The organism is Paenilisteria newyorkensis, assembly GCF_000766145.1.
GTDB classification, from domain to species: domain Bacteria; phylum Bacillota; class Bacilli; order Lactobacillales; family Listeriaceae; genus Listeria_A; species Listeria_A newyorkensis.
Genome location: NZ_JNFB01000012.1, coordinates 42,080 through 68,157, shown reverse-complemented (window position 1 = coordinate 68,157; position 26,078 = coordinate 42,080). Strand labels below are relative to the sequence as shown.

Genomic DNA, 26,078 nt, shown 5'->3' with positions numbered 1-26,078 from the left:
CTAAAGTATAGTACCACACCTCATTCGTGTGGGTCTATAGCAACCTTTTTTAGGCGACTCATTTCTATATCGGACACGAAACTTTGTTGGGCGAGCGAAACAATCACACATGTTCTCAAACGTGACCAATAAGAATAATTTAACCGCCTCATACGACATATTATCTTGAATAAGTTGCGCTGTAATTGACTCATAATCCGCTTTATAGTAATCCGATTCCAACAACGATATAAGCACCTTCTGGCATGCAAAGCCAATCTCCGCAGAAGGATTCTGTTCCACATCGACAGCAAGCTCTTTTTGCACATCTAAAAAAAGCGAGCGTATCGTCTCACTTTTTACATCTACATGCTCGGCTATCTTATGCAAATCATACAAATGCCTCGATAGCCCAATGCTATTACATTTCACATAATGATCCATCACAGCAAAAATTTTATCGATGTAGGTTCGCTCTATCGACTGGACTTTCATTGAAAATGGTTTCAACTCAGGAAATACCTCTGCTAAATCGATTCTATCTATAGATTCCAGATATTCAAAAATATAATTAGAAATCCGCTTTTCCACAACAGGATAAGGCACATAATGCGCAAAAGTCTCAATCAGAAGATGTTCCTTTAATGCATGATTGGGCCGCAAATTATCCAAATAAATTTCGTAACAATTAAACCGTCTCCGCGACATAACTCTATCCGGATTAGCTAACTCTAAGCCCAAATCAGCAATTATCGCTATAATACATTCCTTACTCCGCTTCAATTCCGTATTCTTCAACCTCGCCACAAACGTAAGATCAATATCCTCAGAAAACCGATCTATCACATGGTACGCTTTCGATAACGACGTGCCACCTTTAAAAACAATATCTGGCAACCGTTCGCTCAACTCTCTCAATAGCATCGACACATAATAATCTTTCTCTACAATAGCTTCTGATAACGATTTAGCAGCACCCGTCGCAATGATAAGTTGCTCAAACGTCTCTTTGTCCTTGAATAAGTGCATGATATAACCCCGTTTCAATTAATTCTTTCGATGTTTTACTGGGATACTTAGCAATAATTTCAATAATCTCCGCTTCCGATAAAGTGACGTCCTCCAAATAAGCTTTAAGCCGATCTATCATGATTTCTTTCGGTACCTCATTGTAGGAAACCTTATCTGTCAATAAATCAAACACTTGCAGGACTTTATAATTCTCAAACGTAATTGGGACGCGCGCCTTTTTCAACGTTAACGGCGTATTTTTCAACATCACCGTTCTTTTTTTACTCGCATTATTCTCCGTTACAATTTCAAGCACAGCAGGAACTTGTGTCGTTAGCTGCAATTCATTCGCCAATGCAAGCCCCGAAAAATAACCATAACGCTCCGTTTTATCTTGAATATATTTCCTTTCAATCACGACTCGCTCACTAACTTGCGTGTTCTGCTGCAACATTTCGTTCCATTTCGGAAAATAATAAACACCGTCACAAAAACGCGCCATCTCCTTTTTCTCCACTAATCGATTAATATTTCTGCGCAAGCTATCCGGCTTCAATCCGAAATTCTGCTTACTCATATTCGTCGTCACAATCGGTTCATTGTAACCATATTCATCCAACAAAATCTCTCTTATCGCCATCTTCTCCACCTCCGCGCCCTCATTCTTCTTAAGTATACAATATTTAAATAAAAAAATAAAAAATCGAGACAAAAAAACTCAGAAGCCCCCCGCTCCCAAGTTCCCTCACTCCTTCAAAAAATCATAAACCTCCATCATATTCCCCATCCGATAACTCGTCCCCGCAAGTTCCCCGCCCTTAAACACGAGCAACACCGGCACATTCGTAATCGCCCAGCGCTCCGCCAATTCCGGGACATAATTCAAATCCATTTTGCCAATCGTAAGCTCTGGTATCGTTTCATCCGCCAAATCCACCAACTTCATCGCCTGCTGACATCCCAAACACATCGGCGTGAAAAAATATACCGCAAAATCTTCACGAGCATCGAGTCGCGCCATCAATTGCTGTTTATTCCAAATATCTACCAAGTTCAATCCCTCCAAAAGAAGAAAACCCCGTCGCATAATGCAAGCAGGGTCTTCTATGTATCACCATTAGTCTAATGTTTTTTCGTAATCTTCCGCCGAAAGTAATGCTGCAACTTGAGCCGCGTCCGCATCTTCCACTTTCAACAACCAACCCGCATCATATGGCGCTGAGTTAAGTAGTTCTGGCGCATCTTCTAATTCCTCATTCACTGCAACCACTTTACCCGTGATTGGCGCGTAAAAATCAGATACAGTTTTAACAGATTCAATACTTCCAATCGAATCGCCTTGTGTAATCGTGTCGCCCACTTCTGGTAACTCAACGAAAACGATGTCGCCTAGTTGATCTTGCGCAAAATCTGTAATCCCGATAACGAAATTTCCCGCGTCATCTTTCACCCATTCGTGCTCTTCTGAATAACGTAAATCCTTTGGTAAACTCATCTTAATAAATCCCCCTTCAAGTCAGTATTTACTTCCAGTTTTCTACAAATTCGCTTTCCTTGAAGCCAAGTGTCACTTTTTTGCCATCCGTAACGATTGGCCTCTTAATTAGTTTACCATCTGTCGCGAGTAATGTAAACGCTTCATCCTCCGTCATTTGGTCCACTTTATCTTTTAAACCCATTTCGCGATACAAAATGCCACTTGTATTGAAGAAACGGCGAATTCCTAAGTCACTATTTTTAAACCATTTCTGTAATTCCTCTTTTTTCGGTGGTGTTTCAATCATGTCTACTTGATTATAAGCCACATCGTTCTCATCTAGCCACTGTTTTGCTTTCTTGCATGTCGAACATTTCGGATACCAGTAAAAAGTAATCATATTTGTTTTTCCCCTCCCAAAATTGTAGTGCTACCCCTATCATAATAGATTTCGATTACAATAACAAATAGTTCCCTGAAAAAAACATAAAAAAATTACCTTATCCGCATCTTCCAGACAAGGTAATCTATTTTAGTCCGCGAGTTTCTCCTCTTTCACCGTAAACATCGATTTCTGGTAATTGTACCTAATTCCAAGAACCAGACCAATCGCCATCATATTTCCGAGGAGCGCACTTCCTCCGTAACTAATGAACGGTAACGGAATCCCTGTAATTGGTAGCAAGCCGATGTTCATCCCCACATTTTCGAAAACGTGGAACATAATCATCATGACAACGCCTGTACAAATATACGAATAAAACGGAATCCCAATATCAAGTGCCACACGAATAATTTGGTAAATCAACAAGAAATAAATCGCTAGCAAAATACTCGCACCGATGAATCCAAAATCGCCACCAATGACTGTGAAAATAAAATCATTATGGTTTTCCGGAATCGCGATGGCATTATAACCCGCACCATTCCCGCCAATTTGACCAGAGCCAATCGCCGTCATCGCTCGCAGCACTTGATAACCGCCACCTTGAGGATCCGATTCTGGATTAATCCACGTATGAATCCGCTCAAATTGATAGGATTTAAAGCCTAATTTTACGAGCCAGCTCTCATGATAGAGCACTAAGTATAGCAATGTACCGCCGACAGCAACAATCGAGCCATAAATCGGCACAATCAGTTTCCACGTGATGCCGGACACGAGAATCATCCCAGACATAATCGCGATGAAAACGAGACCAGTTCCTAAATCGGGTTGCAACATGATTAAACCAATCGGGATAATTGTGATGATACCCATTTTTACCAGTAATAGGAAATCATATTTCACGTTATGCATCTTATATTTCCGATTATGATCCCAAATCACTTTTGCGAGGGTGATAATCAGGATGACTTTCACGACTTCCGATGGTTGCAGACTTCCTAGAAACGGAATGATAATCCAACTTTTCGCGCCGTTTATTTCTTTTCCGAAGAATAATACGAAAACTAACATTAAAAGACCGATTCCATAAAAATAGTAGGCCCATTTAGTCAGCCGTTCATAATCAAATTGCATAATAACGAAAATAGCAAAGCCACTGACTACAAACCACACGGCTTGTTTCATGACAAAGTTGGCGTTGTATTGCTCATTTGTTAACTGTGCGCTGTAAATTGAAATCATACTTATAACGCATAATAACATGAGAGATAACACGATGCCATAATCGATTCTCGCAGACATTTTGTTTTGCGAATTCATTCTTAACGCTCCTTACTGGATGGAATAAGTTATTTCTTCCAAACCTCTGTTACTTTCCATACAGTTCTAAAAATTTATAAATCCATTGCTTTTGGCGCATTGTAACGGACAGATAATACAAGGCCAATCGCCATTAAACTCCCTAACATTGCACTTCCGCCATAACTAACAAATAGCAGCGGAATCCCCGTAATCGGCAACATACCGATCGTCATCCCAATATTTTGTAGCACATGAAAGAAAATCATCGCTACGACGCCTGTACAAATATAGGAATAAAAAGGAATTCCCACATCCAGAGCGACACGAATAATTTGGTAAACTAATAAGAAGTATAACACAATTAAGACGCATGCACCAACAAAGCCGAAGTCCCCACCGATAATTGTAAAAATAAAATCATTATGGTTCTCCGGTATTTCAATCGCCTCATATCCGATGCCGCTTCCTTGTAATTCTCCTGAACCAACCGCCCGCATCGATTTCAAAAGCTGCATCCCCGTATCTAGCGGATCTTTTTCAGGCTCCAGCCAAGACGTAATCCGGTTGAACTGATATTTCTGGAATCCAAGCGACGTCAGGGTACTTGGACTTTTTAGCACGAGTAGAATTAAGGTCGTTCCAATCGCTGCGATCCCGCCAAAAATGGGCAGTAGTAGGCGCCAAGTGATACCTGAGATAAACATCATGCCCACCATGATTGAGATGAGCACGAGCGAAGTTCCCAAGTCCGATTGTAGCATAATTAGCGTAATCGGCGCCAAGGTCATGAGACTGATTTTTATAAAAAGGTGAAAATCGGTTTTTAGCGTGCGAATAGATGTTTTCTTCGTGTGATCCCAGATGAGCTTCGCGAGCGCGACAATCAGGAAACTTTTCATCAGTTCGGAAGGCTGGATGTTGATCGCCTCTGTTCCGACCCAACTCTGCGCGCCTTTTCGCTCGATACCAATGACCGGTGCAAAAACGAGCACCAATAAAAAAAGACCTAATCCGTAGAGATAATACGCCGTTTGTTGTAGTCTGTCATAGTCGAAATATTTCACGATAATTATGATAATAACGGCTCCTGCGACAAGCCAAATAAGCTGCCTAACGAGGAAGTCCGTTGCGTATTGATTGTTCGTTAAACTCGCGATGTAGATTGCTGCGATGCCGGTAAGACACAAGCACATAACCAATAAAATGATGGAATAATCTATTCTGGTGCTATTTTCTCGACTCGTGTTCATGTGCGGCCTCCTGCGTCCTTATTCTGTCTAAATCAACCCCTCTATTATATAAAATTTCAAGCGAGATAGGAAGCTTTTTCATCGAATTCTAATGCATCGAAAAACGGCTCTAGGGAACAAAACAAGGTGCTGTCTTAGTTTCCTAGAACCGGCTTTATAAATCTTTAAATTATCTTTAACTTTATGAATGAAATTTCGTCGAGGCGATTGGCAAAACGCGTAATCCTCGCTCGGTCGGATGGATCTCTGCTTCGATTTTGAAAATATCGCGTAATAGGGGTTTTGTAAAAACTTCTTCGGGTGTTCCTGTTTTTTGGATGGTTCCTTCTTCACAGACAATCACGTGATCGCTGTATCCGGCTGCCTGGTTTAGATCGTGCAGGACGAGAATAATCGACATGTTGAAATCTTGATTGAGTTGCTTCAATAAGTCGAGTAATTCGAGTTGATGCGAAATATCGAGATACGTTGTCGGCTCGTCTAAGAGCAGAATCGGTGTTTTTTGTGCGAGCGCCATCGCAAGCCAAGCGCGTTGCTTTTCGCCTCCTGAAAGCGTGTGTAGTGGTCGATACGCGAGTTCTTCTAGGTTGCAAACGTTCATCGCCCAATCCACGGCAAGCTCATCTTCTTTTTCCATTGTGCCAAGCCATGATTTGTACGGCATCCGGCCATAGCTGACGAGATCGCGAACGACGACATCGATTAGGCCATCTGGTGATTGGGATAGCATCGTCATTTCGCGTGCTAATTTTTTCGCACTGATGGCGTCGATGTCGGTGCCGTGAAGCATGATTTTGCCTTCGTTTGGTGCTAGGAGGCGCATGATCAGACGCAGAATGGTGGATTTACCCGAACCATTTGGACCGATAATCGTGGTTATTTTGCCTTCTGGGATCGCAAGCTCGAGGTTCTTAATCTCGAAGGAACGCTTGCGAATGAAGGTGACGTTTTGTAGTGTTGTGATGGCGGTCATGATGCAACCCTCCCTCTTTGTAGTAGGAATAGGAAGAACGGTGCGCCGATCATGGCCAGCAGGATGCCGACGGGTAGTTCGATGGAGCCGAACCAGCTGCGCGCGGCCGTGTCTGCGAACCCGACGAGTAGGGCGCCGCCGATTGCTGACATGGGCAGTAAGTAGCGATAGTCATTGCCGATAATGAGTCGGAAAATGTGCGGGACGACGAGTCCGACAAAGCCGATGAGTCCGGCAACGCTGACTGCGACGCCGCTTAGGAATGCCGCCAACATGATGATGAAGAATCGGTGTTTTTCGACGGAATATCCGAGCAGTTTTGCCGCGTCATCGCCTAGTAGCAGGACATTTGACGAGCGAATTGCAAAGATGCTGAGCGCGAATCCGACGAGCATATATGGCAAAATAAGATTGAGATGGTACCAGCTTTTCCCGGATAGCGTACCGGTCATCCAGGAAATGATGCTTTGGACGCGGTTGCTGTAAAGAACCATGATGCCTGATGTCATCGCGCCGATGAAGGCATTGATGGCAACACCGGATAAAATAACGCGAAGTGGTGCTACGCCTTTGTCCCAGGCGACAGCGTAAATAAGTAACGCGGTACCGAATGCGCCGAGAAATGCGCCGAGTGGGACGAACTGGCTCAGGGACGGCAATACGATGGTGAGGATGATGGCGACGAGTCCACCGCCGGCCGAGACGCCGATAACGCCTGGATCAGCAAGTGGGTTTCGCATTACGCCTTGCAATAAGCAGCCTGCAATCGCGAGTGCTGCTCCGACAAGAAACGCGAGGAACATCCGCGGCAAACGTAGATTCCAAATGAGTTGTGTCGAAAGGTCATCGCCATGCCCCATTAATGTTTGCCAAACCTCAGCATAACTCACTTTCACTGAACCCGTCGTTAAGCCATAAAAGAACACGACAACGAGCAGTAGAATCGTGACGATAAATGTAATGATTCTTCTTTTTTTACGTGGATCATGCATTATTTACTAACCTGATTCAGTTCATTTGCCATGTAATCGAGCGCTTTTGTAATACGGATGCCAGGATTTGTACCGAAAAGATCAGCGGGAAGCACGACGATATGATTGTTTTTCACAGCCGTTGTGGAATTCCACGCGTCGTTTTGCTTCATTTCTTTTTGGAACGCGAGCTCGGTTTCCTTTTCATCGCCACCGTGAATCATCAAGAAAATAACCTCTGGATCTGATTCGACGATTTTTTCGATGTTAAGCGATGCGTATTGTGGGAAATTCTCGACCCCTTTGAAATCCTTTGCAACATTGACGCCGCCTGCTGCCTCGAGAATATCCCCGCTCAGCGAATTCGGCAATGCTGCGTAATTACTGCCCGGCGCGCCGAGTATGAGCAACGCGCGAACTGCCTTTCCTGTTTGTTCTTGCTTTATTTCAGCGACTTTTTGATCGATTTCTTTTTGTAAATTAGTCGCATCTTTTCCTAGTAATTGGCCCAAAATCGCTTCTTGTTTCTTAATGTCTGCGATTGAATTGGCTCCTGTCAAAACGACCTGTGCACCGATGCCTTCGAGCGCCGGAACATCTTTCAAATTCTGTTCGGAACTCGCGATAATGACGTCTGGTGTCAAGGATGCGATTTTCTCCAAGTTTAGATCGTGCGTGTTGCCGACTTCTGTAGCTTTTAGCGCGGCACTTGGCTCCACACCACTAGCATCCATCGTTTGGCGCCCGACAACCGAGCCTCCAAGCGCATAAACAATGCCCATATCAGAATTGGTCAGTGTAATAATACGTTCTGGTTTCTTTGCGAAATTGATGGTTCTGCCCGCCATATCAGTAATCGTTAAAACAGCTGCTTCCTCGGATACCTTTTGTTTGCTGGTTTTTTCACTAGTGTTTCCAGAAGAACCGATTTCCTTAGGTCCGCATGCCGCCATTAAAACGAGAAGTAATGAAAATAGACTTATAATTAGAATTTTTTTCATGCTTTCCTCCTTCTCACGCTCCCTTCTATTGTACTAAAAATCGGGCGTAATGTCTCGCTCTTCTTTTAGTAATACAAATAATGCGGCATCTCCACGCCTTTGTAATATTTCACGTAGCGCTTATGCCTTGTCATACCAATACGTTCCGCGACTTTTTGGGAAGCCAAGTTCGTATCGCGAATCGTACACGTCACCAATTCCGCACCAAGCGTTTCCAGCGCGTATTTCCTACAGCCAAGCGCAGCCTCCGTCGCAAACCCCTGATACCAAAATTTCTGCTTCAGCAAGTAGCCAATCTCAAGCACTTCCTCTTCCTCCACACGCTGCATCGTCAACCCAACTTGCCCGACAAATTCGCCAGTATCTTTCTTAATCACCGCCCACAAACCGAAGCCCCAACGCTCATAATTATCCAACTGTTTCGCAAGCCAACGCTGCACTTCCTCATCCGTAAAAGCGCCCTCATAAGCCGTCATCACACTATCGTCTTGCAATATCTCACATAAATCCGCAAAATCTAACTGATCCAATTCGCGCAAAATAAGTCGTTTCGTTTCTATCATCTAAAAAATCCCTCCCAATGAAAAAAGAGCCTCCGCATCATTGTGCTTGGAAGCTCCCTTCATTATATTACTTACTCGTGAAAATAACAATTGCGTCACGTAAAAATGCCGCCAAACCAGGTTGCTTTTTATCATAATAAGCCGTGAAACGTTCGTCGTCCACATACATCTGGGCAAGTCCTGCGTGCGCCTCTTTGCTGTAGGTGTCCCAGTACGCCGATAACCATTCTTTATGCATCGCCGCAACCGCTTGAGCCTTCTCGCCAGCTGGATCACCCGTTTCAAACGCCACTTGCAAGTCCGCTAAAATAGTCTCCGCAAGCTGATTTATCCGTTCCATCTCAGCCTCGCTCATCCCTTTAAGCTTGGCATTCGACCGATCGATTTTCTCATCGCCATACTTCCCGCGAATTTCCGCGCCGTATTTCTCTTCATTGTCATCTATCATTTTTTGCTTAAAACCTTCGAATTTTTCTTGATCCGTCATTGTCATTCTCCTTTCTGAATACGCGATAGATTTCTCCACATTGCGAATCAGGTCGTCTAATTGTTTTCGTTTATCAAGCAGCTCGACGCGATGTTTTCGAAGTGCTTCCGCCTCGTTAAAATCAGGTTGTTCTAGAATCGCCTTGATTTTTTCCAAGCTCACATTCATTTCCCTGTAAAACATGATTTGCTGCAATCGGTCGACCTCGGTTTGTCCATAAATCCGATAACCCGATGAATTGATTCTCGCCGGCTTCAGAATCCCAATTTCATCATAATACCGCAGCGTCCTCGTGCTAACTCCCGCAAGCTGTCCAAGCTTTTGAACCGTATATTCCATGCGTCTCTCGCCTCCTTGATAACTCTACTTTACACCTTGACGTAACGTGAATGTCAATGACTTTCTCAAAAAAAAAAGCTACCGATCAAAAACCCATGCATAACTAATCGATAAAATTTCGCGAGGCACCCCTTTGAAAAGCGCTCCCGTCTGTGTTTTGGCAGGCAATCCCGTTGCATCGATATTTTGCCGTCCAGCAAGCATCAGCGCACGGTACAAATGATAATCACTCGTCACGATGACCGTTTTCCCAAGCTCAAATTCAGCCTTACTGTTCGCTAAGTTTTCCTCAGTACGCATCGATGTATCCTCGACCGCAATCCTTGATGCCGCAACACCATGCGCGACTAAATATGCCTTCATCACGCTTGCCTCTGACGCCGATTCATCCTCGCCCTGACCGCCCGACACAACCACTTTCGCCGTGTCGTGTTTCTCAATAAACGGAATCGCCGCGTCCAATCGTTCCCGCAAAACAGGCATTGGCCGCGCCGGATCATCGATTACTTTTGAACCTAAAATAAGAATCGTATCCGGATTTGGCGCTGGTACCGACCGCGCCCCGCTGTACATAAAGCCAAACACGACGCCAACATACACAATGCCAATTCCGACTACTCCCAAAATCACTTTTTTCCACAATTTCACGTCTGTTCACTCATTTCTGCTCGATGATATGTTTATGCGAACTTGAAAAAATACGAATAGTCACGTACCCAATCATAATACCAGATACATTCAAAAAGACATCTCCCGTATCAAAATACCCTACATGTAGCGCATATTGCAACCCTTCCACGATAAAAATCATGATTCCCGCTGAAAACAACGCCATCAAGGGTGATAATTTCTTCATCAAGAAACCAATCGGCACAAAAGCCAGCACGTTTCCAATCGTGATCACCCGCAAGTTCCCCGAAATAAACGTATCCACAAAACCAAACGTATCCGTCGAGAAGCCTTGCGCACCAGACGCTTTTCCAAAAAGAAGCCCAATCATAATCCCAAAATAAATCACATACGTCAAAACAAGCAACGTCTTATTAATTTTCCAATTGACCAGCTGTACCGCGCAAAGATAAAGCATCAATGCCGTCACACCAACCGTTATATATCCCATGTGATCCACCGCTTGCATCACATCTCTCAAATAAAATTGCAACCATCCTTGAAACCAAAAATAATACATCATGACCGCCGCGCAAAGGGATAGCACTGGCAGAACCGTCCAAATCGTTAACTTTTTCATTCTATCTCCTCCTCGTCTTTTCTATAGTTTCTAGCATACCACCCAACAATCAAGGCTTACTAAAAACTTTTTAAAGAAATGTTAAGGTTTTACAGACAGAAAAAGAAGTTTAGGAACAACACTCGCTCCTAAACTCCCTTAAAATCAATAACGATACATTAAACGCCAACGAAAAAATCTAACTTTCTCCCAGACTCTGGTTTTCTGCTTCATTTATTTGTACAGCTGTTTTTCGTCTTCTAAATATGCTTAAAATCAAACCTAATGCAATCATTTCCAACAATATATGTGAGCCTCCAAAGCTCATGAATGGCATTGCTACACCAAGTGAAGATGATAAGCCCAGGTTTGTCAGGATACTTAGTATAAATTGGCTTGCAAAGGTTACTGCCAGCCCTATAACCAGCATTTTACCATAATTGAAATGAATCCCTTTTGCGGTACTCCATATTCTACAAATAAAGAATAGAAGCAGCACAAGAGCAATAACCGCGGCTAACCAGCCAAATGAATAGACGATGTACGTGAATATGAAATCTGTATGTACCTCAGAAATTAAATTTGGGGTTAACTGAAGACTACTTCCAATAAAATGAGATGTGCCTAGGTTTTTTATATACCCAGCATCAATCAATGTACCATTTTGCGATAGCGTCCATAGATTGAAGATTGGCCATATAAATGTAGTAGCTGTAAATGCCACCGTTTGCTTCATACTTGCTCTAGAACTCAACATAATGGCTGTGCAGGCAATAATACAAATGATAGAAGTTGCTATGGCACTTGTTGTTAATAGTAATAAGACAGGGAGTGCCAAGATGCCTACTCCAAGCCAAGATTTTCGAGAATCATTCCAATTCCAAGAGTGAAAGATTCCAGCAAAGGATATAACTAGGAGAAAAGGAGTAATCTCGATAAAATTAACATTAGCAAAACCTAAGATTAAAAACGGAATCCCATCCACCCTAACACCAAAAAGAACAGTTATTAATAGAATGAAGACCGTTCCCACGTATAAAGGTTTGGAGAACTTTAATAACTTTCTATAGTCAAACCTAGACAAGCTTAGCATAAGAAGAATTCCTACTAAGTAAAAGAGCAGACTTTTTCTAAATACTTCCATGTCCTGGAGCGCTGCAAAAGTAGAATGAAATTGTAAATAATACATGACGATTAATCCAAACAGGGAGGCTATCATTACTGGAAATATGGTTTTGATATCCATTGGAGCTTTGTGTGTTTTGTTGAGTTGCTTTCCAAGTACATTTACATCCCCCATACGACTCAATGCTTGAGCAATTGCCTCTTTTTCTGAGAGCCCAGCAAGCAAACCTTCCTCTTTAAGCGTTTGAAGATGATCACTTATTTCCAATTTTAAACTAGCATGTACATCTTTATTTCTTATTTTTTTACACAATTCTTTCATATATACTTCAAAATCGTGCTCTAATCGCATACCGTTTTCTCTCCTTTCAACACTTCGTCCACTGCCGTTTTAAAGATGGACCATTCTTCCTTTTTTTCTTTTATAAATTCCTTACCTTTTTCGTTGATATTATAGTATTTTCTCTTTCTCTTCCCTTGACCTTCTTCCCAATAAGAAATAATCAAGCCTTTATCTTCAAGCGTATGCAGAAGGGGATAAATCGTTCCTTCTTTAAGACTAAAAATTCCCTCAGACTTCCTTTCCAACTCTTTAATAATTTCATAGCCATACATTGGTTTTGAATGGAGTAGGCTTAAAATAAGCGTGGTGGTACTACCTTTTAGCAACTCTTTACTAATCTTCATAACAGTCTCCCTCCGATACATATATCACATATGCATAGTAATTCTATGTATATATTATATTATAAATTAATGCGTGTCAATTCTTTGGATATAGCTTTTTGATTCTACACCTGCTATTTAGAAATAAGAACAAAAAAAATGCTGAGGCAGATTATTTTCTACCCCAACATTTATTACAGGACTTAACTTTGGAAATTAGCTATTTGCTCTAAAATCTCATTTAGGAACAACACACGCCCCCCTTAAAATCAATAACAATCCCAGTTATATAACACATTCGAGAAATCTTTTCGCTTCAAATCTTCCCGGTTAATAAAGAAGTTGCCAACACCCATATCCCCCCACATAATACCATCAACTGAATCTAGCTGAAATAACAACGTGTCGTGATGCGCCTTCTCATCACTAAGCCGCGGATCTTCTTGCGTGAAAAACGGATAACCGCCAAGCTGACTACTGCTACTATCCAATTCAAACAGCGCGTCCACCTTATCCTCATCCTCACCAGTCCACGTATCCATCAAATCATAAAACTCACCGCCATACGCCTGCTTAAAATCATAACTATCTTTCAAAGCCACTTGTTTCTGGATTTCCCCTTGTAAACGAAATTCACCATCCACAATTGGATAAAACGCCTCATCCACCGACGCAAAAAAAGTATCCTGTTCCTCTGCTGAATAACTAGCCTCATCCGCTGTTTCAAAATACAAAACTCGGAAGCCATTTTGACACGTCTGATCATCAAAATCAAGCCCAGTCAAATCATCGAAATAATCAATGTAAAACGCTAACAATCCCGTTTTCGGAAAGTCCTCCAAATCAGGCATTTCTGAAAAATTAATCTGCGCCAGCAAACTAAGAGGACCCCCGTCGTTATTACGTGGATATTCCATAGATTTAGGCACATAGCCACGCCCGCCCGCCTTACTATCAGTCAATCCTAACTCCCCATCGCCTTCACAAGACAACAAAATCCGTTCTACTTCCGTCGCAAGAATCCGATCTACAATTTCAGGTGCTACCAATTTTTCAAGTTTTTCTTTTAACATGGAAAAGCCTCCCTTTTTATATAATAACTTCATCATAGCATATTATAAAAAACTTTCAATATAGACTTTAATCGCCACTATAAATGTGCTAAAATAAGCAACAATACCCAAAAGGAGGGAACGAAAATGGAAAGCTTTACTTACTTGTTAGTGGAACATCAAATCATTCACACCGAACGACTCATCTTACGCCCAATAACGCTCGCCGACGCAAAAGACATGTTCGAATACGCCTCTGATGATGAAAATACACGCTTTGTTTTTGATACACATCCATCCATCGAGATAACCCGTCAAAAAATCGCCGAGTATTTCGTCGCGTCTCCAATCGGAAAATACGGGATAGAACTCGCTGAAACTGGCAAATTTATCGGTACCATCGATATTCGCATTGATCCGATGAACCGAAGCGGTTGTCTCGGCTACGTCCTCCATCGCGATTACTGGGGCCATGGGTACATGATCGAAGCTGCGCGCGCTATCCTCGATCTTGCTTTCCAAACACTACAACTAGAACGCGTTTACGCCATGCACGACGTCCGCAACCCCGCCTCCGGAAAAGTCATGCAGCGACTAGGTATGACTTACGAAGGCACACTTCGAAAAAGCCGCTACGTCAAAGAAGAATTCGTAGACGACGCTTATTACGCTATTTTAAAAGAAGAATATAACGCCAAATAAAACTGCTCAGCGACATATGTCGCGGAGCAGTTTTTCCTCCTTATTTAAAGCTATCTCCAACCTCTTTCACCATTTCCGAAACAGACTCTAACCCGCCTCCAGACAAGTACCAATACTCTGGATTTAAGTAAACAATATTGCCATTTTTATAAGCATTCGTCTTTTTCACTAAATCATTCTCAACAACTGATTTCGCGGAAGATTCCCCACCAATCGCTGCACCGCGGTCGATCACATACAAGTAATCTGGATTTTTCTCCGCAATATACTCGGAAGAAATACTTTGACCATGCGTTGACGCTTCAATTTTCGGATCCGCCGGCGTCACACCAAGTACATCATGAATCAATCCAAAGCGCGAACCAGGGCCATACGCACTCATTTTTCCATCGTTCGCCAAGATAATTAATCCCGTTTTACCAGCTGGCACGCTCGCTTTTACATCCGCAACCTGCTTGTCAATCGCATCCAATTGCTTCTTCGCTTCGTCCTCTTTTCCAAACAAACTAGCCACCGTGTTCACATTCGCTTGGAACGACTTCATATAATCCTTCGTGTCCACACCTTGATAAATCGTTGGTGCAATATCGGAAAATTTATCATAAGAATCGGATTGGCGCCCAGAAATAATGTTCAAATCCGGTGCCGCCTCGTTTATTTTCTCAAAATCAGGCTCTTTCAAACCGCCAAGATCCGCGTATTTATCACTCGCAAAAGCATCCAAATACTTCGGCAAAGATTGTTTCGGCAAACCAGTCACATTTTTAGACAAATCGAGTGCCTGCAACGTATCAAGTGTTCCAAAATCAAAAACAACCACTTTTCCAGGGTTTTGCTTCACTTTCGTATCGCCAAGTTCGTGCTTAATCGTTAATTCCTTCGCTGTTTTTTCCGCGTCCGCATTCGTCTTTTCATCCGTCCCACAAGCAACCGCAAACACCGTCAAAAGCATCAACATTGCGACCATTACTAATTTCTTCATCTACTTTAACCACCCTTATTTATCTATTTTTGAAGCTATTATTCCTTGTCATACCAACCGTTTCGCGCCCTCACCTCCTTTATTTAAAATACACGCCAATCCGGTCATTATTAATCAACGAAATCGGAATATGCATATCAAAAACCTGCGCCAACACGTCTTCCTGAATCATCTCCGCCGTGCTGCCATTCGCCACAACCGCGCCATTCTTCAAAGCCACAATCGAATCCGAATAACACGACGCAAAATTAATATCATGCAAAACCAGCAACACCGTCTTGCCCAGCTCATCCACCAAACGCCGCAACAACTGCATAATTTGCACCGAATGTTTCATATCCAAATTATTCAGTGGCTCATCCAGCAAAATATAATCCGTATTCTGCGCAATAATCATCGCAATATACGCCCGCTGCTGCTGACCACCACTAAGCTCATCCAAATAGCGCGACGCCAAATCCCGCAATTCCATATAATCCAGCGCCATCTCGATAAACGCCTCATCATCCTTTTGCAAGCGTCCCTTCGAATGCGGAAACCGCCCAAAAGCCACCAAATCTCGCACTGTCAAACGCATCGTGACATGATTACTCTGCTTCAAAATCGACAACCGTTTCGCCAAATCATCCGACTTCCAATCACCGAGCGCCACGCCATCCACCAACACCTCGCCACTATCCGCTTTCATCAACCGCGCAATAATCGACAACAACGTACTTTTTCCAGCGCCATTTGCCCCGATAAACGACACGATCTGCTTCTCAGGAATCACCAAATCAACCGCTTGAAGCACATTTTTTGTCCCATATTTTTTTCCTAAGTTCCGCACTTCAATCATAATTTCGCCCCTCTCAAAAGCAAATACAAGAAATACACGCCGCCGCACAGGTTAATAATCACACTGATCGGCGTATCGAAATGGAACACCCGCTCCGCCAACAACTGCCCACCAACGAGCGCCACCAGACTTATCAAGCTCGCCCCAACAAGCAACGTCACATGCCGATGCGTTTTCAAAAATTGATACGCCACATTCGCCACAATCAATCCTAAAAACGTAATCGGTCCAACGAGCGCCGTCGCAACCGAGACCAGCACCACGATAATGAGCAGCAACTGTTTCACAATTTTGTTATACGGAACGCCCAAATTCACCGCGTGATCCTTGCCCAGCGCCAGCACATCCAAATACTTCACAAATCGCAACAAATAAAGCATCGCCGCTACGAAAATAAGGATTGCAATCGCCAAAATCGACGTATTCACATTATTAAAACTCGCAAACATCTTATCCTGCACAATCTGGAACTCATTCGGATCAATCAACATCTCCATAAACGATGAAAAACTAGAGAAAAACGTCCCGCACACAATCCCGACCAGCAGCAAGAAATAAATATTCCGTCCATTCCGCTTAAACATCAACCAGTATAAAACAAGTGCAAATCCCATCATCAAAACGACCGATAAAAAGAAATTCCAGCGCCCACTTCCAGCCCGCATCAACGCCTGTGACCCAAAAAGAAACACGAGCGACGTCTGCAATAACATGTATAACGAATCCAGCCCCATAATCGAAGGCGTCAAAATCTTATTCTGCGTAATCGTCTGGAAAACCACCGTCGAAACCGCAATCGCAATCCCCGTAAACACAATCGCAATCAGCTTCGTCGACCTCAGTTCCAGCGCAAACGCCGGACTTCCACCCATGAACAAAAACAAATAACCCGCCATCAAAAACACAACAATACCTGCTAAAATCCAATTTTTACGCATAAGCTTTTCTCCTCATTAGCAGATAAATAAAAATCGCGCTCCCAATAATCCCAACCATCAAACTAATCGAAATTTCGTACGGATAAATAATCACCCGACCGAGCACGTCACAAAACAGCAAGAAAGTCGCACCAAAAACCGCCGTATCAAACAAAGTTTTCTTAATATTATCCCCGCGATAAATCGACACAATATTCGGTACAATCAAGCCAAGAAAAGGTATCATGCCAACCGTCAGAACCACAGACGCCGTAATAAACGCAACTATCACCAATCCAATCCGCATAATCGCCTTATAAGACAATCCCAAATTCCGCGAAAACGTCTCCCCCATCCCAGCAACCGTGAGCTGATTCGCATACAAATACGCAATCACAATCAGCGGAACCGCAACGTAAAGCAGCTCATATCGCCCTTTTAGCACCATCGAGAAATCCCCTTGAAGCCACGAAGAAATATTTTGAATCAAATCAAACTTATACGCAAAGAACGTCGTAATCGAACTGAGAATCCCGCCGAACATCAACCCAACAAGCGGAATAAAAATCGTATCTTTAAACGGAATTCGCTCCAAAATCTGCATAAATATAAATGTCCCGAGAAGCGCAAACAGAAACGCCACACCCATTTTCACCAAAGGACTCGCCGTTGTAAAAACAAGCAAAGACACCAATATCCCTAATCTCGCAGCATCCATCGTCCCCGCCGTCGTTGGTGAAACAAACTTATTCTGCGTCAAACTCTGCATAATCATCCCACAAATACTAATCCCAGCTCCGGCCAAAATAATACTCACAAGCCTAGGAATCCGACTTATCCAAATAATGTCCCACTGTTCCCGCGTCAATTCAAAAATATGTACAATAGAAATCTTCTGCACGCCAACGAACACCGAAAGCAATGCCAATAATAAAAACACAATAATAAGTATCGCTCTCTTCAAGTAATCACCCGCCTTTTAATTGAGAATGATTTTCATTATCGTTTACAGAACCTATTCTAATAGAAACACTTCTGCTTGTCAAGGACATGTTTTCAAATGCACAAACAAAAAAGCCTCCCATCTAATGAGAAACTTCCAATCCAAAATCTGTGTTTTAACTCTCCGCCCTCAGGGTAAGGAACAACAAAGGAGGTTTTAAAAAATGACCAATTCTAAAAAAAGTCAGACCTCGCAAGCGATTCACACACCGAAAATCAGTGACGCTCTTCCAAAGGACAAAGAGAAAAAGCCATTCGCCGAAAATTTACATGGGAAACCGCACCAACAAGTGCAGGATTCTCACCAACAATTTCACCGAAAAATTCTAAAATAAAATACTAATCTCCAAAGGTTTAGGAACAACCTTTGGAGATTTTTTGTACATATGCTTATTTTGCTTTGACTTTCACGCTTTTTTTCTTCTTTCTCGATCTGTAATAATTAAAGCAAAGCACCATGATAATGCCCGCTGCGACCGAGCCTAGAATCACGATAATAAGCGGCCATTGCACCGTCCAGAATAATAATTTGACATCTACTGTTCCCATGTTCGTCGTTCCAAACACAAGAATCAAAATAGCTATAATAATCCCAACAATCACTTGCCACTGTACCTTCATTGCACTCACTCCTTCTACGGATAGTACTGTTTTTCTAAGTATACCCACTTTAGCAACTAGTTACAATGATTGTGATTACTATTACTCGACAACTTCGCTAGAAAAGAAATGTTCGCAAACTTGAGAAATTCGCTCTAAATCAACATTTCCGCCAGATATGATGCAAACAACATTTTTGCCTTTCACATAATCTGTTATTTTATCGGAAACGAGTGCGGCCGTGCTGAGTGCCCCGGCGCCTTCAACAACCGCTTTTCCACGCTGTAGCAAATCTTTCATCGCTTGTTCTAACTCGTCTTCCGAAACCGTGATGATCTCGTCTACCAATTCTTTCACAATAGAAAACGTGATGTCCCCAGGAACTTTCACCGCACAGCCATCTGCCATCGTTGGCGCTGCGTAATGCGGCGTGATTTTTTCAGCATCAAACGACGATTTCATTCCATGCACATTTTCCGCTTGCACGCCGATAATGCGAATGTTCGGATTAAACGATTTCAGCGCAATCGCGATGCCCGATATTAAACCACCGCCACCAATTGGCACGATAACCGTATCGACATCCCACATGTTGTCCAAAATCTCCAAACCAATCGTTCCTTGCCCAGCAATCACCGCCGGATCGTCATATGGATGCAAAAAGGTGCGTCCTGTTTTCTCCGCGATTTCGATGCATTTCTCTTTGGCTTCATCAAACGTTTGCCCATATAAAACAACGTCCGAACCATAACCTCTCGTTGCATCGATTTTAGCTTGTGGCGCGGTTTCAGGCATCACGATTTTACTATTGATTCCGAGTAATTTTGAGGACAGAGCAACGCCTTGCGCGTGATTTCCTGCTGAACAAGCGATGACACCGTGCTCCTTTTCGGTCGTCGTCAAGGCCGCGATTTTGTTATAAGCACCACGGAATTTGAAAGAGCCAGTTAATTGCATGTTTTCTAACTTTAGGTAAACGTTTGCTTCTGCCACACTTGTTAAGTAGAATGATTTTACAAGCGGTGTTTTGCGGGCGTTATCTTGAAGCACTTCTTTCGCTTTATTAATGTCCCAAATCGTCACATATTCGTCGGTTTTCATCATTGGAGTACCTCACTATATTCCATTCCTAACGTGTCGGCGAGGCTTTTTGACATGATGTTCCCTTGATGAATGTTCAGCCCACTTGCCAAAGAAACATCTGCGCGTAAGGCTTGTTCCAGTCCTTTTTCCGCGATGGCTGATAAATACGGAAGGTTCCCCGTTGCCAGCGCCATGGTCGAGGTTCTAGGCGTCGCACCCGGCATGTTTGGAACCGCATAATGAAGCACACCATGCTTGATAAAAATCGGATCATCATGCGTCGTATAGTGCTCGATGGTTTCCACCGTTCCGCCTTGATCGATAGCGATATCAACAATGACGCTGCCCGGTTTCATCGATTTCACCATAGATTCCTTGACTATTTTTGGCGGTTTCGCTCCAGGAATGAGGATTGTCGAAATAAAGACGTCCGCCTTCTGGATTTCCCGCTCGAGATTTTCCGTTGTCGATGGCAAAATTGTGACTGATTTCCCTGCGTAATGTTCCGTTAAATACGCAATTCGTTCTGGATTCAACTCCAAAATCGTCACGCTACAGCCAATTCCAATCGCCATATCGCACGCGTTGATCGCTGCGTTTCCCCCACCAAGAATCACCACCTCACCAGCCGGGATATTTTCAATTCCAGATAGCAAGATTCCCTCACCTTGATGTTGTTTTTCCAAATAATACGCACCCATGAAAATCGCTCGACGTCCTGCAATCGCGCTCATTGGTTTTAACAACGTAAGCACGCCATCTTTTTCAATCGTTTCCCCGCCAATCGCTGTGGCACCTGCTTTTAAAAGGGCTTCCACACACGGTTTCGACGCGGCTAAATGAAGAAATCCCCAGATAATCTGACCTCGCTTGAAAAACGGATATTCGGAAGGCTGTGGCTCTTTCACTTTGACAACCATGTCCGCCATCCATGCTTCTGCTTGATCAACAAGCGTCGCACCAGCGTCCACATATTCTTGATTTGTATAACCGGAACCAATCCCAGCATCTTGTTCTACTAATACAACGTTCCCTTGGTTCACCAATACCGCCGCGTTTTCAGGCGTCATACCAACACGAGCCTCGCCCGCCTTGATTTCTTTCACGACACTAATTCTCATCTTCGTTCACGTCCTTCTTTTAGATTGTGTTTGCGAGTACAGAATAGCACCCTGACGTAAACGCTGTCAAATCGAGTTTGATAAGTATTTCACAATATAAAATAGCAATTAAATCCCGAAAAGCATTGCGCGCCAACACCTGCAAACACTAGGAAAAGCACTCATTTCGTGGCTTGATATAACTTTGTCCAACTTTTCAATTTCAAAACTGGACAAATTAGCAATATGTTTGTATTGCTTATATGCAAGCGGAGTCATAGTATAAGGGTGTAAGGTGAATCTTTAGCAGCGAAAGAAAATGAAACGCATACGCAGCTTTCATGGGGAAAATTTCTGCGAAAGGAAGAAACATAATGTACCTATCTGCACGCTCACGAATCATTTTAGAAAAAATCCTATCGGTACCCGGCGATATTTCGATTGCACAGCTCGCTTCTTATTTAGATGTCAGCGAACGAACCGTGCGTCGCGATTTAAAAGAAGTCGGCGAAACATTGCAGGATTTCAAATTAACCTTAGTCAAACACGGGAGTCGGCTCACTGTCACCGGCGCGTCTGCCCATCGTGATCGCATTCAAAAAAACATATTGGAACTCGTCAATAATGAGTTTACACCTTTTGAGAGACAACAAATCATTTTGCGGGTGCTTTTAAACGAGTCCGAACCGGTGAAATTGATTGCGCTTGCCAACGAACTTTCGGTCACCGTCGCCACTGTGAGCAGTGATTTAACCCGGCTGGAAGAAGACTGGAACGGCAAAATCCACATTAAGCGAAAACGTGGCATCGGCGTCGAATTAGAATCTTCCGTCCTAGAAAAACGCGAACTGCTCGGAGAACTGCTTTTAATGACAGTTCCGAAAATCAAGCTCTATCAAATGTTCAGCGACCTCCTAGATGATAACGAAGCCCACATCGATGAGCGTATCGCGGATTTCGTCGACCTATCCCTTTTGCACATGTGCGATCCGATTATCACTAAATGGATGAAAAAGCTTTCCTATGAAATTAGCAATGATTCCTACATAAACCTGCTGACTTACCTCATGATAACGATTCAACAAATTCCAAAAGGGAAAATCATCGCTAAAAGTGACGGCAATCATGTTTTCCTGCAAGAATACCCTGAATACGACATCGCCGAACGGATTTTGCGTGACTGTTTGCCAGATATGGTCGAAATTCCAGACAGCGAAATCGCGGAGCTGACGATGCTCGTGCTCGAATCAGAAATTCGCCGCGGACAAGATGTTTTTTACCGAAACGAGAAAGTACAAGCCATTCGAATCGCGAAAAAACTCATTTCCCGTGTCGCGAAAGAAATTGATACACCGCTATCACAAATCACTGTTTTAAAAGGGCTCACCGAACACATCCAGTATTCCATCATCCGATTGAAGAAAAAAATGCCGATGAGCAATCCCCTACTCGAAATGATCAAAGCCGAGTTCCCGGATTTATTCGACATCGTGCACAGAGCAGCGTGTGACGTCTATCCCTTTAAACAAATTCCCGAAGAAGAAACTGGATTCATCGTCCTTCACTTCGAAGCCGCGATTATCCATTCTGAAAACATGCGACCGTACAGCGCACTCATCGTGACCTCGCGCAGCAGTGGCATCAATACCTGGCTACAAGCAAGATTTAGGAAGCGCTTACCTAAACTAAAAAAAATGAAGTTTATCACGCCAATCGATCTTATGAAAGAAACCAATCTAGAAAAATACGATATGATCCTCTCGACATCACACTTAGAGAATTTCGCCCATGATTATCAATTTATCAGTATTTTTTTCACAGATAATGAAATCAACGCCATCAATAAAAAGCTCGAAAAAATCGCGAATCGTAAGCAAAACGAGACTTTCCCAATGGATGCCGTTGCAACGACCGATTTTGAGACGGCTTTATCGAGTTTGACTGTGATGCAAACCTATTATCATTTAATTATCTCACTCATTAAGGCGACCCATTTTACAGCGAGCAGCGTGATGACCCGCAATTTAGAAGATAACCTCCGCGGCTTCAGTCAAGAGATCGCCCAGAAAACCAATCTCGCGGCGGACGACCTTTACGAACAATTAAACAAACACGAGAATCACCGCAAAGTCTTGGCCTGCGGAACAAATACGGCCATGTTTCTTATTAATACAGAGGTTGAAACGGCCTCGGTTCACGTTTTTAGCTCCAAGCATAATTTAGAAATGCACATCGCATCAGAAGGCAAAGTCAACATCACGAACATCCTCGTCTTCTTACTTCCAGAAACCTTATCGAGCGAAGAAATCGAGATTTTCACCTACTTAATCACGATGTTAACCGAAGATGAAATCGCGACCAGCATGATTGAATCCGGCAACCCAGAAAAAATCAAAAACCTGATTCTCTCGATACTTCAAGAGTTTTTAGAACAAAAGAACATCAACCATCTGGTGACCGATCGATCGCTTGGTTTCTAGTTTTATTTTGGCATTACCGCGCGGTTCCCTTTCCCAACCCCATCCGGCGTAAGGGACGCGTGATAATATATAAAAAATTTTTTAGGAGGCATCTCTCACATGACGAACAAAGTTTTAAACGACTTTCTAGAACCACAATTACAAGCACTACGAGATCAAGGACTTTACAACACTATCGATACCGTTGAAGGTCCAAACGGCGCGAAGATCAAGGTGAACGGCGCTGAGTTGATCAACCTTTCTTCCAATAACTATTTAGGCTTCTCCAATGACGACCGCCTGAAAAAGAAATGCATCGAAGCAACCGAACAATATGGCGTCGGCGCTGGGGCTGTGCGCACTATCAACGGTACCATGACAATCCATAATGAACTCGAAACACGCCTAGCAGAATTCAAGCATACCGAAGCTGCGATCGCTTTCCAATCCGGTTTCAACTGTAACATGGGCGCTATATCCGCCGTTATGACGAAAAAAGACGCCATCATTTCCGATGAACTGAATCACGCATCGATTATTGACGGGTGTCGCCTATCCGGTGCTAAAGTATTGCGCGCCAAGCATCAAGACATGGACGATCTTCGCCGCGTCGCCAAAGAAGCAACAGAAAGCGGACTATACGAAAAAATTATGTACATCACGGATGGCGTTTTTTCCATGGATGGCGATGTTGCAAAAATCCCTGAAATCGTTGCTATCGCAGAAGAATTCGGCTTAATTACTTATGTAGATGACGCGCATGGCTCAGGCGTAATGGGCAAAGGTGCAGGGACCGTAAAACATTTCGGCATGTCCGACAAAATCGACTTCCAAATGGGTACCCTATCTAAAGCAATCGGCGTTGTCGGCGGCTACGTAGCAGGCTCCCAACAACTCATCGATTGGCTAAAAGTTCGCGCTAGACCGTTCCTATTCTCGACCTCTTTAACACCTGGAACCGCAGCAGCATGTATCGAAGCCATCGATATCATGGAAAGCGACCCAGAACGCATGGAAAAACTATGGGGAAATGGCACGTATCTAAAAATCGGCTTAGCAAAATTAGGTTTTGACATCGGTCATTCCGAAACACCCATCACGCCTTGCATCATCGGCGACGAGAACCTAACACAACAATTCTCACGTCGTTTGCTAGAAGAAGGCGTTTATGCGAAATCCATCGTCTTCCCAACCGTTCCAAAAGGTACCGGCCGCGTACGTAACATGCCAACCGCTGCCCACACGAAAGAAATGCTCGACGAAGTACTAGCAACATACGAAAAAGTCGGCAAAGAACTAAAAGTCATCTAAAAAACAGGCTGGGAGAAAGTGATTTCAAACGCACTTTCGCTCCCTTCCAAAGTAAAATAACAACTCAATTCGTGTGATTAAGAAACAAAAAAGAGCAACTGAGTGGCCATTCGTCTCAATGTTCACCCAGCCGATTACTCTTTCTAATACCAAACTTAATTATACCACTAAAGCGATAGAACATATAAAAATACGATTTCTAATACAATGGAGGTTTTTTAAATGAAAAAAGTACTTATCACTGGTTGTCTAGGTCAAATTGGCTCCGAATTAACGATGCGTTTGCGCGCTGAAAACGGCACGGACAGCGTTATCGCAACAGACATCCGCCGTATCGCTGGCAACGAAGTTATTGAAAGCGGTCCCTTCGAAATTTTAGACGTAACCGATAAAGATAAAATGATGGATATCGCGCGTGAATATGAAGTCGACACGATTATTCATTTGGCCGCATTGCTTTCTGCTGTAGCCGAAGAAAAACCACAACTCGCGTGGAGCCTCAATATGGGCGGTCTTGTGAACGCACTTGAAGTCGCTCGCGAATTGAAATTGAAATTCTTCACACCAAGCTCGATTGGCTCGTTCGGACCTGGCACACCAGCAGATAACACACCACAAGACACCTTGCAACGCCCAACGACCATGTACGGTGTCACGAAAGTAAGTGGCGAACTACTATGCGACTACTACTTCCACAAATTTGGTGTAGACACTCGCGGCGTGCGCTTCCCAGGCCTGATTTCCTACAAAACACTTCCAGGCGGCGGAACCACCGATTATGCCGTAGATATTTACTACGAAGCACTGAAAAATAAGAGCTACACCTCGTTCATCGCGAAAGGCACGCACATGGATATGATGTATATGCCAGACGCAATCGATGCCATTATCAAACTGATGAAAGCGGATCCAAAACGTTTAGTTCATCGCAATGCCTTCAATATCACGGCAATGAGCTTTGAACCAGAACAAATCGCCGCGTCCATTCGCAAATTTATCCCTGATTTTGAGCTGAAATATGATGTTGATCCTGCCCGCCAAGCGATTGCAGACTCATGGCCAGATTCACTCGATGCAAGCTGTGCTAGAAACGAATGGGATTTTGACCCGCAATATGACCTAGACCGCATGACAAAAGATATGCTGGAAAAGCTGACAAAAAAGCTAGAAAATGATACAGTAGTAAGGCATTAATAAATTTCTATTTTTAACAAAACAACTGTTGATTAGGAATTAGTGTTCAAAGGGGGCGCTGATTCCTGACAACAAGCG

Annotated in this window: 29 protein-coding genes; 5 read left to right on the top strand and 24 right to left on the bottom strand. The window is 43.3% G+C overall.

Features of this window, described 5'->3' with window-relative positions:
* The 17 genes from EP58_RS04890 to EP58_RS04810 all read right to left on the bottom strand — a co-directional run bounded on the left by EP58_RS04890 (window position 1) and on the right by EP58_RS04810 (window position 13,833).
* Window positions 1-1,008, bottom strand: a complete 1,008-nt coding sequence (locus EP58_RS04890; RefSeq protein WP_052165042.1) for a nucleotidyl transferase AbiEii/AbiGii toxin family protein — start codon at window positions 1,006-1,008, stop codon at window positions 1-3.
* A complete protein-coding gene (locus tag EP58_RS04885; protein WP_052165043.1) occupies window positions 977-1,630 on the bottom strand; it encodes a DUF6088 family protein in 654 nt (217 codons plus the stop codon). Before EP58_RS04885 ends, EP58_RS04890 begins: the two co-directional genes overlap by 32 nt.
* Window positions 1,631-1,735: 105 nt before the next feature.
* On the bottom strand, window positions 1,736-2,041 hold the full coding sequence (locus tag EP58_RS04880) for a thioredoxin family protein (protein ID WP_052165044.1): 306 nt from the start codon (window positions 2,039-2,041) through the stop codon (window positions 1,736-1,738).
* A 66-nt stretch (window positions 2,042-2,107) separates the two neighbouring features.
* Window positions 2,108-2,485: a glycine cleavage system protein GcvH gene (gene gcvH, locus EP58_RS04875; RefSeq protein WP_036090814.1), complete on the bottom strand. Its 378-nt coding sequence runs from the start codon at window positions 2,483-2,485 to the stop codon at window positions 2,108-2,110.
* Between the two features lie 28 nt (window positions 2,486-2,513).
* Window positions 2,514-2,867: an arsenate reductase family protein gene (locus tag EP58_RS04870; RefSeq protein WP_036090812.1), complete on the bottom strand. Its 354-nt coding sequence runs from the start codon at window positions 2,865-2,867 to the stop codon at window positions 2,514-2,516.
* A 132-nt stretch (window positions 2,868-2,999) separates the two neighbouring features.
* On the bottom strand, window positions 3,000-4,175 hold the full coding sequence (gene rodA / locus EP58_RS04865; protein ID WP_036090809.1) for a rod shape-determining protein RodA: 1,176 nt from the start codon (window positions 4,173-4,175) through the stop codon (window positions 3,000-3,002).
* Window positions 4,176-4,249: 74 nt separating this feature from the next.
* Window positions 4,250-5,407 carry an FtsW/RodA/SpoVE family cell cycle protein gene (locus EP58_RS04860; RefSeq protein WP_036090806.1) on the bottom strand — a complete coding sequence of 386 codons (1,158 nt, stop codon included), beginning with the start codon at window positions 5,405-5,407 and terminating at the stop codon, window positions 4,250-4,252.
* Between the two features lie 181 nt (window positions 5,408-5,588).
* Window positions 5,589-6,380 (bottom strand): ABC transporter ATP-binding protein, encoded by a 792-nt coding sequence (locus EP58_RS04855; protein ID WP_036090803.1) that lies wholly within the window; start codon window positions 6,378-6,380, stop codon window positions 5,589-5,591.
* Window positions 6,377-7,372, bottom strand: a complete 996-nt coding sequence (locus tag EP58_RS04850) for a FecCD family ABC transporter permease (protein ID WP_036076844.1) — start codon at window positions 7,370-7,372, stop codon at window positions 6,377-6,379. Before EP58_RS04850 ends, EP58_RS04855 begins: the two co-directional genes overlap by 4 nt.
* Window positions 7,372-8,352: an ABC transporter substrate-binding protein gene (locus tag EP58_RS04845; RefSeq protein WP_036090800.1), complete on the bottom strand. Its 981-nt coding sequence runs from the start codon at window positions 8,350-8,352 to the stop codon at window positions 7,372-7,374. Before EP58_RS04845 ends, EP58_RS04850 begins: the two co-directional genes overlap by 1 nt.
* Window positions 8,353-8,417: 65 nt before the next feature.
* Window positions 8,418-8,915, bottom strand: coding sequence for a GNAT family N-acetyltransferase (locus EP58_RS04840; RefSeq protein WP_036090797.1), 498 nt, complete (start codon window positions 8,913-8,915; stop codon window positions 8,418-8,420).
* 67 nt (window positions 8,916-8,982) lie between these two features.
* Window positions 8,983-9,741 carry a MerR family transcriptional regulator gene (locus EP58_RS04835; RefSeq protein ID WP_036090794.1) on the bottom strand — a complete coding sequence of 253 codons (759 nt, stop codon included), beginning with the start codon at window positions 9,739-9,741 and terminating at the stop codon, window positions 8,983-8,985.
* Window positions 9,742-9,819: 78 nt separating this feature from the next.
* Window positions 9,820-10,389 carry a YdcF family protein gene (locus EP58_RS04830; RefSeq protein ID WP_036090791.1) on the bottom strand — a complete coding sequence of 190 codons (570 nt, stop codon included), beginning with the start codon at window positions 10,387-10,389 and terminating at the stop codon, window positions 9,820-9,822.
* A 10-nt stretch (window positions 10,390-10,399) separates the two neighbouring features.
* Entirely contained in the window at window positions 10,400-10,990 is a 591-nt protein-coding gene (locus tag EP58_RS04825) for a VanZ family protein (RefSeq protein ID WP_036090788.1), read from the bottom strand.
* A gap of 178 nt (window positions 10,991-11,168) precedes the next feature.
* On the bottom strand, window positions 11,169-12,446 hold the full coding sequence (locus EP58_RS04820; RefSeq protein WP_036090785.1) for an FtsW/RodA/SpoVE family cell cycle protein: 1,278 nt from the start codon (window positions 12,444-12,446) through the stop codon (window positions 11,169-11,171).
* Window positions 12,437-12,781 carry a PadR family transcriptional regulator gene (locus tag EP58_RS04815; RefSeq protein WP_036090783.1) on the bottom strand — a complete coding sequence of 115 codons (345 nt, stop codon included), beginning with the start codon at window positions 12,779-12,781 and terminating at the stop codon, window positions 12,437-12,439. The genes EP58_RS04820 and EP58_RS04815 overlap by 10 nt, the downstream gene beginning before the upstream one ends.
* A 248-nt stretch (window positions 12,782-13,029) precedes the next feature.
* A complete protein-coding gene (locus tag EP58_RS04810; protein ID WP_036090780.1) occupies window positions 13,030-13,833 on the bottom strand; it encodes a YwqG family protein in 804 nt (267 codons plus the stop codon).
* A 126-nt stretch (window positions 13,834-13,959) separates the two neighbouring features.
* On the opposite strand from EP58_RS04810, the gene EP58_RS04805 reads away from it, so the two are divergent.
* Window positions 13,960-14,514 carry a GNAT family N-acetyltransferase gene (locus tag EP58_RS04805; RefSeq protein ID WP_036090777.1) on the top strand — a complete coding sequence of 185 codons (555 nt, stop codon included), beginning with the start codon at window positions 13,960-13,962 and terminating at the stop codon, window positions 14,512-14,514.
* 40 nt (window positions 14,515-14,554) lie between these two features.
* Here the strand turns inward: EP58_RS04805 and EP58_RS04800 are convergent, their stop codons facing one another.
* From EP58_RS04800 to EP58_RS04785, 4 genes are all read right to left on the bottom strand, one after another.
* Window positions 14,555-15,496, bottom strand: coding sequence for a siderophore ABC transporter substrate-binding protein (locus tag EP58_RS04800; RefSeq protein WP_036090774.1), 942 nt, complete (start codon window positions 15,494-15,496; stop codon window positions 14,555-14,557).
* A gap of 79 nt (window positions 15,497-15,575) precedes the next feature.
* Window positions 15,576-16,334, bottom strand: coding sequence for an iron ABC transporter ATP-binding protein (locus EP58_RS04795; RefSeq protein WP_036090772.1), 759 nt, complete (start codon window positions 16,332-16,334; stop codon window positions 15,576-15,578).
* The gene (locus EP58_RS04790; protein ID WP_036090769.1) at window positions 16,331-17,272 is read right to left on the bottom strand and encodes an iron chelate uptake ABC transporter family permease subunit; all 942 of its coding nucleotides are present in this window, start codon (window positions 17,270-17,272) and stop codon (window positions 16,331-16,333) included. The genes EP58_RS04795 and EP58_RS04790 overlap by 4 nt, the downstream gene beginning before the upstream one ends.
* Entirely contained in the window at window positions 17,265-18,215 is a 951-nt protein-coding gene (locus EP58_RS04785; RefSeq protein WP_036090767.1) for an ABC transporter permease, read from the bottom strand. Before EP58_RS04785 ends, EP58_RS04790 begins: the two co-directional genes overlap by 8 nt.
* 202 nt (window positions 18,216-18,417) lie before the next feature.
* On the opposite strand from EP58_RS04785, the gene EP58_RS17475 reads away from it, so the two are divergent.
* Window positions 18,418-18,588, top strand: a complete 171-nt coding sequence (locus tag EP58_RS17475) for a hypothetical protein (protein ID WP_156110608.1) — start codon at window positions 18,418-18,420, stop codon at window positions 18,586-18,588.
* A 55-nt stretch (window positions 18,589-18,643) separates the two neighbouring features.
* Here EP58_RS17475 and EP58_RS04780 read toward each other — a convergent pair whose 3' ends face one another.
* The 3 genes from EP58_RS04780 to ald form a co-directional block, all read right to left on the bottom strand.
* Window positions 18,644-18,874, bottom strand: a complete 231-nt coding sequence (locus tag EP58_RS04780; protein WP_036091601.1) for a lipopolysaccharide assembly protein LapA domain-containing protein — start codon at window positions 18,872-18,874, stop codon at window positions 18,644-18,646.
* Between the two features lie 81 nt (window positions 18,875-18,955).
* Window positions 18,956-19,954 carry a bifunctional threonine ammonia-lyase/L-serine ammonia-lyase TdcB gene (tdcB, locus tag EP58_RS04775; protein WP_077917863.1) on the bottom strand — a complete coding sequence of 333 codons (999 nt, stop codon included), beginning with the start codon at window positions 19,952-19,954 and terminating at the stop codon, window positions 18,956-18,958.
* Window positions 19,954-21,057 (bottom strand): alanine dehydrogenase, encoded by a 1,104-nt coding sequence (gene ald, locus EP58_RS04770; protein WP_036090763.1) that lies wholly within the window; start codon window positions 21,055-21,057, stop codon window positions 19,954-19,956. Before ald ends, tdcB begins: the two co-directional genes overlap by 1 nt.
* A 353-nt stretch (window positions 21,058-21,410) precedes the next feature.
* On the opposite strand from ald, the gene EP58_RS04765 reads away from it, so the two are divergent.
* From EP58_RS04765 to EP58_RS04755, 3 genes are all read left to right on the top strand, one after another.
* Window positions 21,411-23,516 carry a BglG family transcription antiterminator gene (locus EP58_RS04765; protein ID WP_036090761.1) on the top strand — a complete coding sequence of 702 codons (2,106 nt, stop codon included), beginning with the start codon at window positions 21,411-21,413 and terminating at the stop codon, window positions 23,514-23,516.
* Between the two features lie 99 nt (window positions 23,517-23,615).
* Window positions 23,616-24,806: a glycine C-acetyltransferase gene (locus EP58_RS04760; RefSeq protein WP_036090760.1), complete on the top strand. Its 1,191-nt coding sequence runs from the start codon at window positions 23,616-23,618 to the stop codon at window positions 24,804-24,806.
* Between the two features lie 222 nt (window positions 24,807-25,028).
* The gene (locus EP58_RS04755) at window positions 25,029-26,000 is read left to right on the top strand and encodes an L-threonine 3-dehydrogenase (RefSeq protein ID WP_036090758.1); all 972 of its coding nucleotides are present in this window, start codon (window positions 25,029-25,031) and stop codon (window positions 25,998-26,000) included.
* The last annotated feature ends 78 nt before the right edge of the window (window positions 26,001-26,078 follow it).

Bases quoted from the DNA above. Each gene is read 5' to 3' on its own strand.
- EP58_RS04890 (WP_052165042.1), bottom strand. From the start codon at position 1,008: ATGCACTTATTCAAGGACAAAGAGACGTTTGAGCAACTTATCATTGCG.
- EP58_RS04885 (WP_052165043.1), bottom strand. From the start codon at position 1,630: ATGGCGATAAGAGAGATTTTGTTGGATGAATATGGTTACAATGAACCG.
- gcvH (WP_036090814.1), bottom strand. From the start codon at position 2,485: ATGAGTTTACCAAAGGATTTACGTTATTCAGAAGAGCACGAATGGGTG.
- EP58_RS04870 (WP_036090812.1), bottom strand. From the start codon at position 2,867: ATGATTACTTTTTACTGGTATCCGAAATGTTCGACATGCAAGAAAGCA.
- rodA (WP_036090809.1), bottom strand. From the start codon at position 4,175: ATGAATTCGCAAAACAAAATGTCTGCGAGAATCGATTATGGCATCGTG.
- EP58_RS04860 (WP_036090806.1), bottom strand. From the start codon at position 5,407: ATGAACACGAGTCGAGAAAATAGCACCAGAATAGATTATTCCATCATT.
- EP58_RS04855 (WP_036090803.1), bottom strand. From the start codon at position 6,380: ATGACCGCCATCACAACACTACAAAACGTCACCTTCATTCGCAAGCGT.
- EP58_RS04850 (WP_036076844.1), bottom strand. From the start codon at position 7,372: ATGCATGATCCACGTAAAAAAAGAAGAATCATTACATTTATCGTCACG.
- EP58_RS04845 (WP_036090800.1), bottom strand. From the start codon at position 8,352: ATGAAAAAAATTCTAATTATAAGTCTATTTTCATTACTTCTCGTTTTA.
- EP58_RS04840 (WP_036090797.1), bottom strand. From the start codon at position 8,915: ATGATAGAAACGAAACGACTTATTTTGCGCGAATTGGATCAGTTAGAT.
- EP58_RS04835 (WP_036090794.1), bottom strand. From the start codon at position 9,741: ATGGAATATACGGTTCAAAAGCTTGGACAGCTTGCGGGAGTTAGCACG.
- EP58_RS04825 (WP_036090788.1), bottom strand. From the start codon at position 10,990: ATGAAAAAGTTAACGATTTGGACGGTTCTGCCAGTGCTATCCCTTTGC.
- EP58_RS04820 (WP_036090785.1), bottom strand. From the start codon at position 12,446: ATGCGATTAGAGCACGATTTTGAAGTATATATGAAAGAATTGTGTAAA.
- EP58_RS04815 (WP_036090783.1), bottom strand. From the start codon at position 12,781: ATGAAGATTAGTAAAGAGTTGCTAAAAGGTAGTACCACCACGCTTATT.
- EP58_RS04810 (WP_036090780.1), bottom strand. From the start codon at position 13,833: ATGTTAAAAGAAAAACTTGAAAAATTGGTAGCACCTGAAATTGTAGAT.
- EP58_RS04805 (WP_036090777.1), top strand. From the start codon at position 13,960: ATGGAAAGCTTTACTTACTTGTTAGTGGAACATCAAATCATTCACACC.
- EP58_RS04800 (WP_036090774.1), bottom strand. From the start codon at position 15,496: ATGAAGAAATTAGTAATGGTCGCAATGTTGATGCTTTTGACGGTGTTT.
- EP58_RS04795 (WP_036090772.1), bottom strand. From the start codon at position 16,334: ATGATTGAAGTGCGGAACTTAGGAAAAAAATATGGGACAAAAAATGTG.
- EP58_RS04790 (WP_036090769.1), bottom strand. From the start codon at position 17,272: ATGCGTAAAAATTGGATTTTAGCAGGTATTGTTGTGTTTTTGATGGCG.
- EP58_RS17475 (WP_156110608.1), top strand. From the start codon at position 18,418: ATGACCAATTCTAAAAAAAGTCAGACCTCGCAAGCGATTCACACACCG.
- EP58_RS04780 (WP_036091601.1), bottom strand. From the start codon at position 18,874: ATGAAGGTACAGTGGCAAGTGATTGTTGGGATTATTATAGCTATTTTG.
- tdcB (WP_077917863.1), bottom strand. From the start codon at position 19,954: ATGAAAACCGACGAATATGTGACGATTTGGGACATTAATAAAGCGAAA.
- ald (WP_036090763.1), bottom strand. From the start codon at position 21,057: ATGAGAATTAGTGTCGTGAAAGAAATCAAGGCGGGCGAGGCTCGTGTT.
- EP58_RS04765 (WP_036090761.1), top strand. From the start codon at position 21,411: ATGTACCTATCTGCACGCTCACGAATCATTTTAGAAAAAATCCTATCG.
- EP58_RS04760 (WP_036090760.1), top strand. From the start codon at position 23,616: ATGACGAACAAAGTTTTAAACGACTTTCTAGAACCACAATTACAAGCA.
- EP58_RS04755 (WP_036090758.1), top strand. From the start codon at position 25,029: ATGAAAAAAGTACTTATCACTGGTTGTCTAGGTCAAATTGGCTCCGAA.